The sequence below is a fragment of the Bacillus sp. SW14 genome, from assembly GCF_047608225.1.
GTDB classification, from domain to species: Bacteria; Bacillota; Bacilli; order Bacillales; family Bacillaceae; genus Bacillus; species Bacillus subtilis_G.
Genome location: NZ_JBLKRW010000001.1, coordinates 3592190 through 3603756, shown reverse-complemented (window position 1 = coordinate 3603756; position 11567 = coordinate 3592190). Strand labels below are relative to the sequence as shown.

General features: G+C 40.3%; 11 protein-coding genes. 6 read left to right on the top strand and 5 right to left on the bottom strand.

The window, feature by feature from the left end; genetic code table 11:
- Positions 1-104 precede the first annotated feature (104 nt).
- The 6 genes from srfP to ACMX2I_RS18325 all read left to right on the top strand — a co-directional run bounded on the left by srfP (position 105) and on the right by ACMX2I_RS18325 (position 8947).
- Positions 105-3245, top strand: a complete 3141-nt coding sequence (srfP, locus tag ACMX2I_RS18350) for a surfactin resistance protein SrfP (protein WP_414957886.1) — start codon at positions 105-107, stop codon at positions 3243-3245.
- A 150-nt stretch (positions 3246-3395) separates the two neighbouring features.
- The gene (locus tag ACMX2I_RS18345; protein WP_087991382.1) at positions 3396-4307 is read left to right on the top strand and encodes a diacylglycerol kinase; all 912 of its coding nucleotides are present in this window, start codon (positions 3396-3398) and stop codon (positions 4305-4307) included.
- A gap of 56 nt (positions 4308-4363) precedes the next feature.
- Complete coding sequence (rlmD, locus tag ACMX2I_RS18340; protein WP_414957885.1) at positions 4364-5743, top strand: 23S rRNA (uracil(1939)-C(5))-methyltransferase RlmD; 1380 nt, start codon at positions 4364-4366, stop codon at positions 5741-5743.
- A gap of 306 nt (positions 5744-6049) precedes the next feature.
- Complete coding sequence (locus tag ACMX2I_RS18335; RefSeq protein ID WP_414957883.1) at positions 6050-6697, top strand: hypothetical protein; 648 nt, start codon at positions 6050-6052, stop codon at positions 6695-6697.
- Between the two features lie 263 nt (positions 6698-6960).
- The gene (locus ACMX2I_RS18330; RefSeq protein WP_414957882.1) at positions 6961-7380 is read left to right on the top strand and encodes a very short patch repair endonuclease; all 420 of its coding nucleotides are present in this window, start codon (positions 6961-6963) and stop codon (positions 7378-7380) included.
- Positions 7381-7654: 274 nt separating this feature from the next.
- A complete protein-coding gene (locus tag ACMX2I_RS18325; protein WP_414957881.1) occupies positions 7655-8947 on the top strand; it encodes a DNA cytosine methyltransferase in 1293 nt (430 codons plus the stop codon).
- A gap of 69 nt (positions 8948-9016) precedes the next feature.
- Here ACMX2I_RS18325 and ACMX2I_RS18320 read toward each other — a convergent pair whose 3' ends face one another.
- The 5 genes from ACMX2I_RS18320 to ACMX2I_RS18300 form a co-directional block, all read right to left on the bottom strand.
- Positions 9017-9541 (bottom strand): CbrC family protein, encoded by a 525-nt coding sequence (locus ACMX2I_RS18320; protein ID WP_414957879.1) that lies wholly within the window; start codon positions 9539-9541, stop codon positions 9017-9019.
- Complete coding sequence (locus tag ACMX2I_RS18315) at positions 9522-10034, bottom strand: antitoxin YezG family protein (protein ID WP_414957877.1); 513 nt, start codon at positions 10032-10034, stop codon at positions 9522-9524. The genes ACMX2I_RS18320 and ACMX2I_RS18315 overlap by 20 nt, the downstream gene beginning before the upstream one ends.
- Before the next feature lie 33 nt (positions 10035-10067).
- Positions 10068-10538 (bottom strand): TIGR01741 family protein, encoded by a 471-nt coding sequence (locus ACMX2I_RS18310; RefSeq protein WP_414957876.1) that lies wholly within the window; start codon positions 10536-10538, stop codon positions 10068-10070.
- Between the two features lie 76 nt (positions 10539-10614).
- The gene (locus ACMX2I_RS18305; protein WP_414957874.1) at positions 10615-11076 is read right to left on the bottom strand and encodes an immunity protein YezG family protein; all 462 of its coding nucleotides are present in this window, start codon (positions 11074-11076) and stop codon (positions 10615-10617) included.
- A 3-nt stretch (positions 11077-11079) separates the two neighbouring features.
- Positions 11080-11562: an antitoxin YezG family protein gene (locus ACMX2I_RS18300; RefSeq protein ID WP_414957872.1), complete on the bottom strand. Its 483-nt coding sequence runs from the start codon at positions 11560-11562 to the stop codon at positions 11080-11082.
- Positions 11563-11567 lie beyond the last annotated feature (5 nt).

The window sequence follows — 11567 nt, the reverse complement described above, 5'->3', positions numbered from 1 at the left end:
ATTTAGTAAAATTTTCTCGTATATGAGTTGACGTTGTTGCAATATAACGTTTAGTATTATATAGAATGACCAGTCAGTCAATAAAAAATGTAATGGAGGATATGATGAATCACGTTATTAATTTTGTTCTGAAAAACAAATTCGCCGTATGGCTGATGACGATTATTGTAACGGCAGCCGGATTGTATGCGGGTATGAATATGAAGCAAGAATCCATTCCTGACGTGAACATGCCTTACTTGACGATCAGCACCACATATCCGGGCGCGACGCCAAGCCAAGTGGCTGATGAGGTGACCAAACCGGTTGAACAAGCGGTGCAGAATCTGGATGGGGTCAGTGTTGTGACTTCGACCTCCTATGAAAACGCATCGTCGGTCATGATTGAATATGACTATGAGAAAGATATGGACAAAGCCAAAACAGAAGCGGCTGAGGCATTAGAAAACGCCAGCCTGCCTGATGACGCGAAGGATCCGGAAATTTCACGCTACAGCTTGAACTCCTTCCCGATTCTGACGCTGAGCGTGTCCAGCGATAAAGACAATCTGCAAGAGCTGACGAAAAAAGTGGAGGACAGCCTCGTTACGAAGCTTGAAGGTATAGAAGGCGTTGCTTCAGTCCAAGTATCAGGGCAGCAGGTTGAAGAAGTTGAATTTTCTTTCAAAGAAGACAAACTGAAAGATTACAGCCTTGATGAAGATACAGTCAAACAAGTGATTCAAGGTTCAGATGTGACAACTCCGCTTGGATTGTACACATTCGGAAATCAAGAGAAATCTGTCGTCGTCAGCGGCGATATTGAAACCATTAAAGATTTGAAGAATATGAGAATCCCGACGGCATCTGCTTCAAGTGCAGGCAGCAGCGCGGAGTCTCAAGCGGCGGCCCAAAGTGCACAAGCGGCAGCGCAGGCGCAGCAAAGCGCGAGCACAGCTGTGCCGACGGTCAAGCTTTCTGACATTGCCACAATGAAAGATGTGAAAAAAGCTGAATCTGTTTCACGCACAAATGGCAAAAACAGCATCGGCATCAACGTCGTTAAAGCAAACGATGCGAATACAGTAGAGGTTGCAGACAATGTCAAAGATGAGTTGAAGCAGTTCAAAGAAGACCATAAAGGCTTCGATTACAGCGCAACACTTGACATGGCAGAGCCAATCACACAGTCAGTTGAAACGATGTTAAGCAAAGCCGTTTTCGGTGCGATTTTCGCGATTGTGATTATTCTCTTATTCTTAAGAGATATCAAATCAACATTAATTTCAATAATTTCTATTCCATTATCACTGCTGATCGCGCTTCTTGTGCTGAACCAGCTGGATATCACACTGAATATCATGACGCTAGGCGCAATGACCGTGGCCATCGGACGTGTAGTCGATGACTCGATCGTTGTTATCGAAAATATTTACCGCCGCATGAGGCTCAAAGATGAACCGCTCCGCGGAAAAGCCTTGGTCCGTGAAGCGACGAAGGAAATGTTTAAACCGATCATGTCATCGACGATCGTGACAATCGCGGTGTTCCTGCCGCTCGCGCTTGTAGGCGGACAAATCGGTGAATTGTTTCTTCCATTCGCTTTAACAATCGTATTTGCGCTTGCCGCATCCCTGTTGATTTCGATCACGCTTGTGCCGATGCTCGCGCACAGCCTGTTCAAAAAATCATTATCGGGCGCGCCGGTCAAAGCGAAAGAACATAAACCTAGCAGACTGGCAGGCTTCTATAAAAAAGTTCTGAACTGGGCGCTGAGCCACAAATGGATCACGTCTATCATCGCTGTTCTAATGCTGCTGGGAAGCTTGTTCCTCGTACCGTTAATCGGTGCCAGCTACCTGCCGTCCCAAGAAGAAAAAACGATGCAGCTCACATACAGCCCTGAGCCGGGGGAAACGAAAAAAGAAGCCGAAGCTGAAGCTGAAAAAGCGGAAAAAATTCTGCTTGACCGCAAGCATGTCGATACGGTCCAGTATTCATTAGGCTCTGGCAGCCCGCTTGCCGGGGGAGATTCAAACGGTGCGTTGTTCTATATCAAATATGAAAGCGACACGCCTGATTTTGATAAAGAAAAAGACAACGTGCTAAAGAAAATCCAAGATCAGTCAGATCGCGGAGAATGGAAGTCACAGGACTTCAGCTCTTCAGGCAATAACAATGAATTAACATATTATGTGTATGGCGATTCAGAAAACGATATTAAAGACACGGTCAAAGACATTGAAAAAATCATGAAAGATGAAAAGGATCTGAAAAACGTAAGCTCAGGCCTTTCCAGCACATATGATGAGTATACATTTGTCGCTGACCAAGAAAAATTAAGCAAACTCGGTTTAACCGCGTCTCAAATTTCTCAGGCCTTAATGACACAAACAGCACAAGAGCCGCTCACAACCGTGAAAAAAGATGGCAAAGAGCTTGACGTGAACATTAAGACGGAAAAAGACGAGTATAAGAGTGTGAAAGATTTAGAGAACAAAAAGATCACTTCTGCGACTGGCAAAGAAGTCAAAATCGGCGATGTCGCCAAAGTGAAAGAAGGATCAACATCTGATACCGTTTCAAAACGTGATGGAAAAGTCTATGCAGATGTCACAGGTGAAGTGACAACAGACAACGTCACAGCTGTATCAGCTGATGTCCAGAAGAAAATTGATAAGCTTGACCTTCCTGATAACGTATCAATTGATACAGGCGGCGTATCCGCAGATATTGCTGATTCCTTCACGAAGCTCGGTTTAGCGATGCTGGCCGCAATAGCGATCGTCTATCTCGTGCTTGTGATTACATTCGGCGGAGCCCTAGCGCCATTTGCGATTCTGTTCTCATTGCCGTTCACAGTCATCGGTGCCCTGGTCGGACTATATGTATCAGGTGAAACGATCAGTCTGAACGCGATGATCGGTATGCTCATGCTGATCGGTATCGTTGTCACGAATGCCATTGTCTTAATTGACCGCGTCATTCATAAGGAAGCGGAAGGACTGTCTACAAGAGAAGCGCTTCTAGAAGCCGGCTCTACACGACTCCGTCCGATCCTGATGACAGCCATTGCGACAATCGGCGCCTTGATTCCATTGGCGCTCGGCTTCGAAGGCGGAAGCCAGGTCATTTCAAAAGGACTCGGCGTCACGGTTATCGGCGGCTTAATCAGTTCAACGCTTCTGACGCTCTTGATCGTGCCGATCGTATATGAAGTATTGGCGAAGTTCCGCAAGAAAAAACCGGGAACAGAAGAAGAGTAAAAATGTGAAAGCCTCAGCTCTGCTGAGGCTTTTGTGCGTTTTTACCTGTAAGATTATGTACATTTTGTTGCGATTTTTTTAACTCATAGTATAATTAAAGGTTGTTAGTGTAAAAATGGATCGGATACTCTTAAGTAGGATGATGAGATAATGAAACGTGCACGCATAATATACAATCCGACTTCAGGACGGGAGATCTTTAAAAAGCATCTGGCCCAGGTCCTGCAAAAATTTGAACAAGCCGGTTATGAAACCTCTACCCATGCCACAACATGCGCAGGAGACGCAACGCACGCCGCCAAGGAAGCGGCATTGCGTGAGTTTGACTTAATTGTTGCAGCGGGCGGAGACGGAACGATCAACGAGGTCGTCAACGGGCTTGCGCCTTTAGACAACCGTCCGACACTCGGTGTGATTCCTGTCGGCACAACGAACGACTTTGCCAGAGCGCTCAATATTCCGCGCGAGGATATTTTAAAAGCGGCAGATACGGTCATTAACGGCGCTGCCCGCCCAATTGATATCGGACAGGTCAACGGCCAGTATTTTATCAATATCGCCGGAGGAGGCCGCCTGACGGAGCTGACGTACGACGTGCCAAGCAAACTGAAAACGATGCTCGGCCAGCTTGCTTATTATTTAAAGGGAATGGAAATGCTGCCTTCACTTCGACCGACAGAAGTCGAGATTGAATATGACGGCAAGCTGTTTCAAGGTGAAATCATGCTGTTTTTGGTCACGCTGACAAATTCCGTCGGCGGGTTCGAAAAGCTCGCGCCGGATTCCAGCCTGAATGACGGCATGTTTGATTTGATGATACTAAAGAAAGCAAACCTTGCTGAATTTATCAGAGTCGCCACGATGGCGCTCCGCGGCGAACACATCAACGACCAGCACATTATTTATACAAAAGCGAACCGCGTGAAAGTCAATGTATCAGAAAAGATGCAGCTGAACCTGGACGGCGAATACGGCGGCATGCTGCCGGGCGAATTCGTGAATCTGTACCGGCACATTCACGTCATCATGCCGGAAGAGAAAGCGGAACAGCTGGATGACTAAAACTTGGCTTGAATAGGCCAAGTTTTTCTTTCGCTTAAAACTAGAGGTGATTATAGATGAAAATGAAACCCCCAGTAGAAAAAAACGAATACTACGACGTGACATTTGAGGATTTGACCCACGAAGGAGCGGGTGTTGCCAAGGTTGAAGGTTTCCCAATCTTTGTCCCAAACGCCCTGCCGGAAGAAAAAGCCCAAATCAAAGTGACACGCGTCAAAAAAGGCTTCGCTTTCGGCCGCCTGATCGAGATGAAGGAAGAAAGCCCGCACAGAACCGACGCCCCATGCCCGATCTACAAGCAATGCGGCGGCTGCCAGCTCCAGCACATGACCTACGAAGGCCAGCTCTTGTTTAAACAGAAACAGGTCAAAGACGTCTTAGAACGCATCGGCAAGCTGGACCTGTCAAACGTCACCGTGCACCCGACACTCGGAATGGAAGACCCTTGGAATTACAGAAACAAAGCACAGGTGCCTGTAGGAGAACGGGAAGGCGGACTCGTCGCCGGATTTTATCAGCAAAGAAGCCATGACATCATCGACATGAGCGCCTGCCTGATCCAGCAATCCAAAAACGACGCAGCCGTCCAAGCCGTCAAAGACATTTGCGCAAACTACGGGGTCAAAGCCTACAACGAAGAACGCCACAAAGGCTGGCTCCGCCACATCATGGTCAGATACGGCGTCGTTACAGGCGAAATGATGATCGTCTTCATCACAAGAACGAACGACTTCCCGCACAAAGCGAAGATCATCGAAGACATCACAGCGCAATTCCCGCACGTTAAATCAATCGTGCAAAACATCAACCCAAACAAAACAAACGTCATCTTTGGCAACGAAACAAACGTCATCTGGGGCGAAGAATACATCTACGACCTCATCGGAGACGTTAAATTCGCCATCTCCGCCAGATCGTTCTACCAGGTCAACCCGGAGCAGACAAAAGTGCTGTACGACAAAGCGCTTGAGTATGCTGAGCTTCAAGGGGAAGAAACCGTCATCGACGCCTACTGCGGCATCGGAACGATTTCTCTCTTCTTGGCGAAGCAAGCGAAAAAAGTGTACGGCGTAGAAATCGTGCCGGAAGCAATTGAGGACGCAAAGCGAAACGCTGAATTAAACGGCATCACAAACGCAGAGTTCGCGGTCGGGGAAGCGGAAACCGTGATTCCAAAGTGGTATGAAGAAGGCATCACGGCCGATACGCTAGTCGTCGACCCGCCAAGAAAAGGCTGCGACGAAGCCCTTCTGCGGACGATTGTGGAGATGAAACCGAAGCGGGTGGTGTACGTGTCCTGTAATCCTGGCACGCTTGCGAGAGACCTGCGGGTGCTTGAGGATGGCGGGTATGCGACACTCGAAGTGCAGCCTGTGGATATGTTTCCGCATACGAATCATGTGGAGTGTTGTGCGTTGATAGAGAAAATCAATTAGGATAGGATTTTTAATCCATAAAATTTCTCGAACCAGTATGCATGTTTAAACCGGAATATATTAACTTTTGAATTCCTGCTTTGAATATGCTGCAATTAAAATGTTTAGGATATTTCTTGCTATAATCAATAAATCGTCTAAAAACTGTCTTGATAAATTGAGATTCGAAGGATATACAGTTGAATATTTCACTGTAGCAGATAAGCCTCGAGGAATAAATTGCTTTTTAGTAAAAATTCCTTCCTGATTAATATTATTTTGGTTTATACTTTATTGGATAACATTGCTGTTCAGGAGGTTCAGGCTTTGGAGAAGATACATGGAATAAAAATAGCAGTAGAAGTATTTGATATTAAGTGCCGACAATTAGCAAAAACACGACACCCCAATATTTATATCAAGAATTCAAAAGAACTTTTCAGTGATTGGTTTGAAGATGGGATTCCCTATGGAATTACTCATCTCGGTGCAAATGATCATCCTGATGCCATTATTCAAAACGTTGGTTTTGAGTTGAAATCGAAAAAGGATAATGGACAAATTCAATTTAATAGCACTATTCCAACAGGAAGATTTAATCATAAAGGGCTTGAAGGGGAATGTTATTATGCTATTGCACGTTATGAAAAGGACCGGAGCTTTGGTCAGTTGCACGATTTTATAATTTGTTATGGAGACTTCTTTAATTTTAATCATGAATTTGCACATGCCCATATGAATTCGCAAGAGAAATACTTTGGCGATTATGGGGATGGAGTAGTTCGTTATAGAAAAATGTATTCTTTTCCCACACCAACTAAATCTGTTCCTGGTGTTGCTCTTATATTAGATATTGACGATGCTGAAAAATTTAATGCGAACTTAGTTTTGGAAAAAAAGATAAGTCGTTATGGAAAGGATTGCAACACAGAATATGAATTTTTTGTATATAGGCATAAACTGGTTATGAGCTGATACTTTGGGGATAGAAGTATACTAATTCTATTTATTTTGTCTATATTAATTTGATATAATCCACACCGTATAACCTACTTTTAAATAATGTTTATTGATAGAAGAATCGATCTTTGCAATTTATTGCAAAGGTCTTTTTTGCTAGTGTTGATACTACAAGCCTTTTTCTGAATGAGGCACAAAGAAATAGATCTGGAAGGTAAATGTTTTTTCCTGCTTCTATAGGGAATTGATTTAGAAAAAGCTTTATGGAGGTATGCCCGATGGATAAAATGTCAAAAGAATCTAGAAGCAATATTATGAAATCCATAAAGTCGGTCTCTCAACTAGAAAACATCGTAGCTAGTGCATTATGGCATCGTGGGTATCGTTTTAGGAGAAATTCAAAAAGCCTTTTTGGCAAACCAGATTTATCTATAAAGAAGTATAAAGTGGTTATTTTCATTGATTCTTGTTTTTGGCATTTCTGTCCTATGCACGGAAGAGTTCCTAAAAGCAATACAGAATATTGGAATTCCAAATTAAAAAAAAATAAAAAAAGAGATGAAAAAGTGAATGCTTATTATAAAGAAAATGATTGGAATCTTCTTCGAGTTTGGGAACATGAATTCAAGGATGACTTTTATTTAGCCATTGATTCTATTGCAGATTTTATAGATTTATCTAGAGAACAAACTTTTTAATGAATAGTCCAACATAACTCAGATTGATCTTAAGTCCATTTAAGTTTTATTACCTAGATTATCAAATGAAGAAAATGTAAAATAAAGCAATTTTCGCAAATGCAACAAAAAAATTTATAATACATGTCCTTTCTATATAGAAAAGACTTATTTTATACAAATAACAATTTTTTTAAAAATAACTTTATTTTATTGGGTGAAATTTGACGCTGGCCTTTTGGCTTTAAATTTGTTACTATTACACAAGAGAGGACAACAGGAGGTTGTTTTAATAATGAATATAAAAATAGAGAAAAAAGGAAGAGGCAAATTTAAGCCAGCGCCAAACTATACTATAGATGATGTGAAAACTGTGCTTATGGAGAAAATATTTGAGGAGTCTTCTAGAATTATCGATTCTTACGATGATTTTGAGTATATTAAAAAAGTAGATTTCCGAACTGACAAAATAAATGTGCTTAGCCTGTTTTCAGGTTGTGGGGGTCTTGATCTTGGCTTTGAGGTAGCCGGATTGGCTGCTGTAATTGGCGAAGACGCAGCTCTTGAAGCATTTAAGGATAAAAAACGTTTTAATGAAATAAGAGAAAAAAGTATTTTTCATACTATATATTCTAATGATATGTTTAAAGAAGCCAATCAATCATATAAATTTAATTCTCCTCCTCATGTTGTACAACATGAAAAAGACATAAGAGAAGTGAAATACTTTCCAAAGTGCAACCTTGTCTTAGGTGGTTTCCCTTGTCCTGGATTTAGTGAAGCAGGTCCAAGGCTCATAGACGATGAACGGAACTTTTTATATTTGCATTTTATACGAGTCTTAATTCAAACACAGCCTGAAGTTTTTGTTGCAGAGAATGTAAAAGGCATGATGACACTGGGGAAGGGGGAAGTTTTAAAACAGATTGTAGAAGATTTTGCTTCTGCAGGTTATAAAGTGCAATTCAAACTCCTGAATGCCCGAGATTATGGAGTTCCACAAATCCGTGAACGTGTAATAATTGTCGGGGTTAGAAAAGATATAGATTTTAATTACGAGTACCCTGCTCCTACACACGGAGAAGGAGAGAATCTTTTGCCATTTAAAACATTAAGCGATGCTATAGGTGATTTACAAGGAGATCCAGGTCCGTACTATACAGGATCATACTCATCCATTTATATGTCTAGAAATAGAAAAAAGAGCTGGAATGACCAAAGCTTTACAATACAGGCGTCAGGAAGACAAGCACCTCTTCATCCTGGTGGTTTGCCAATGCAGAAAATAGGGAAAGATGAATGGATTTTTCCTGATGGAGAAGAAAAAAATCGGAGACTCTCTGTAAAAGAAATAGCAAGGATACAAACATTTCCTGATTGGTTTGAGTTTAGTCAGGGAACAAACCAAAAAGCTTCTCTTAACAGTAAGCTAGATAAACAGTATAAACAAATAGGGAATGCAGTTCCTGTTGAGTTGGCAAGAGCAATGGCCATGCCTATTGCAGAATGGGCAATTGGCTACCTAAAGCAGTCACCAAATGAACAAGTCAAAAAAGAAAATGAAGATTTTCAGTTAGAGCTTTTTTAATATTGATGTCAGAAAAGATTTTAAAAGCTTTAAGGGCTTTTTAGAATCTTTTCTGCTACTTATGATTTATTAACTGGCATCAACACATAAACGATGTTTACCGCAATGAAGGCACTTAAAAAGATATCCTTGCAAAGTTCCGTTGTTTACTAACCAGCTTTTGAATTCCTCTCTTGTCATATGATAGTCATTGCATATGCTGTTAATATCGTTATCTAACTCATCTTCTAAATGGCTGATTTCTTTCCATCCAACATATTGCACAATGGCACAAAAATCTCCGCAATGACTCAGCCAATATTCTTGCTGCCAGCCGAAGTAACCCGGTGTTCTATGTATTAGTTCATCGATGAATGTTTCATTTTCCACTTCATCACAGCGGCCCGGATCTTGGAATTCACCATCATACAATTTGGCGGCTGATCCGTCAGAAATGCACCATGGACAAATTCCTTCTACATCATCTATTGAATAGAAAGGACCTTCATATACGTATTCACGTTCTTGATTGCATACAGGGCAGGTTGTCTTTTCTTTACTAATTACATTTAATGCAACTGGGTTTGGATTGTATTTAAACGTTGGAAGTGACATGGTTTATCCTCCTAATGTCCGCTTTTAGACTGTATGTACTTTCTAAAAAAGTTTTTACCGACTCTCTCTTAGGGTGGGTTCCCAAGTGTTCATAAACCCAAATTGCTTTCCGCTGAGAGATTGTGTATTGGGATTGTAAAATATCCTCATAATCGTATTCTATTGAGAATTTTCCGTTTATCTCTAGCTGAAGTGTTAAGTTCGTCCAGACATCCTGGTTATTTTCTTTGAACTCATCTCGTAATTCCTCAAATGAGTCATGTAATTCGAATAATAATTCATCATAAACGTCCTCACTAACATGAAAATGTTCAGGAATATTATGAGAATAAATATAATCCTCACTTTGCGGAGGATTGAAATAAAAGAAAACTTCAGAAGAATCGTCGAGTATTTCTGCATAAAGAATGACTTTTTCCCATTCAGAAGGAATGATTTCGTTAATGCCTTCTGCTATCTGTTGATATAATTCACCCATTTTTTCTGTTTCCATGCTAACCTCCACTTTTCAAGAGCTATATCAAATTTATAGATTTAGGTAGCTAATTAAAAATTTTTGATCTTCCTCGTCTTCAGGCAAGATACCAAGAGTTTTGTACTCCCATAATGCAATTCTTTGATACCCATCTAACTCAGATGCCAAAATATCGTCATCATTATAATCTAGTTGGAATTGACCATTGCTCTCCAATGTCAATGTAAGGTTAGTCCAAACCTGATCAATATTATTTTTGTGCTCAACTCTTAATTCCTCAAAAAGTTCTCGGATTTCTCTTAATAAAGTTTTGAAGATATCTTTACTTACGTTGTATTGGGCAGGTATATCTTGTGAATAAATAAGTTGATGTTTTTCTGATGTCTTGAAGTAAAAGAGAACCATGGTAGAGTCATTTAATACTTCTGCATAAAGATAAATTTTTGTCCATTCACAAGGTATGATGTCATTTAATTTCTGTCTAATAAGCTGGTACAAATCTAGCATTTTTTTAGTTTCCAATCTTTTCACCTTCAATCGTCGAGAAATCTTAGTTATCAAAAATAGCTCAGCAGAGAAGGGCTGAGCCATTTTTGATTTATAGACCGAAGTAGTTTATTACAAATTCTTTATCGTCCTCATCTTTAGGTAATATCCCTAAATTTTGATATTTCCAAACATCTCGTCTTTGAAGGTCATCAAGTTCAGACGATAAAACATCATCATAATTATAATCAATTGAAAACTTTCCGGTGTTTTCTAATTTTAAATTGAGATTTGTCCAAATATCTTGGTTGCCTAGTTTAAATTCTTCTTTTAGTTCTTCAAATAGCTCTTGAAGTTTAATTAGCAGTTGATCGTAAATCTCTTCGCTCACATCAAAGTGTTCAGGTATATAATGAGAAAATAAATAATCATTGTTATTTGGTGTTGTAAAATAAAAGTATATATCTGCTGAGTCATCAAGTATTTCAGCATATAAAACGATCTTTTCCCATTGAGATGGGATCATTTCATTTAGATGTTCAGCAATTTTTTGATACATTTTCTGAGTTTCCATCATTTAATTATCGGATTGTTCATTTAGATATTGTTCAAGGAACTTTCTGCTGCTCTCGCTCATTGGTGTAATTCCCAAGTGCTTATATTCCCAAATTACTTGCCGCTCAGTATCAGTATATTTTGAAGCGAGTACATCTTCATAATCATAATCAATTGAGAACTCCCCATTTCTTTCTAAATTTAGTGTGAGGTTAGTCCAAATATCTGAGGATTGCTTTTTAAATTCATCCCTTAATTCATCAAATAAATCTTGAAGGTCTAGTAGCATATTTTTGTAAATTCGATTACTTACTTGAAAATGTTCTGGAATATCGTGTGAATAAATATATTCTTCGTCTTCATGTGTGTTAAAGAAAAAATAAACTTCTCTGGAGTCATCCAAAATTTCGGCGTATAGAGTAACCCTTATCCATTCGGAGGGAATCATATCATTTATTTTTTCAGCAATCTTTTGATATAGTTGTTCCATTTTTGTAGTTTCCACTTTCA

Bases quoted from the DNA above. Each gene is read 5' to 3' on its own strand.
- srfP (WP_414957886.1), top strand. From the start codon at position 105: ATGAATCACGTTATTAATTTTGTTCTGAAAAACAAATTCGCCGTATGG.
- ACMX2I_RS18345 (WP_087991382.1), top strand. From the start codon at position 3,396: ATGAAACGTGCACGCATAATATACAATCCGACTTCAGGACGGGAGATC.
- rlmD (WP_414957885.1), top strand. From the start codon at position 4,364: ATGAAAATGAAACCCCCAGTAGAAAAAAACGAATACTACGACGTGACA.
- ACMX2I_RS18330 (WP_414957882.1), top strand. From the start codon at position 6,961: ATGGATAAAATGTCAAAAGAATCTAGAAGCAATATTATGAAATCCATA.
- ACMX2I_RS18325 (WP_414957881.1), top strand. From the start codon at position 7,655: ATGAATATAAAAATAGAGAAAAAAGGAAGAGGCAAATTTAAGCCAGCG.
- ACMX2I_RS18320 (WP_414957879.1), bottom strand. From the start codon at position 9,541: ATGTCACTTCCAACGTTTAAATACAATCCAAACCCAGTTGCATTAAAT.
- ACMX2I_RS18315 (WP_414957877.1), bottom strand. From the start codon at position 10,034: ATGGAAACAGAAAAAATGGGTGAATTATATCAACAGATAGCAGAAGGC.
- ACMX2I_RS18305 (WP_414957874.1), bottom strand. From the start codon at position 11,076: ATGGAAACTCAGAAAATGTATCAAAAAATTGCTGAACATCTAAATGAA.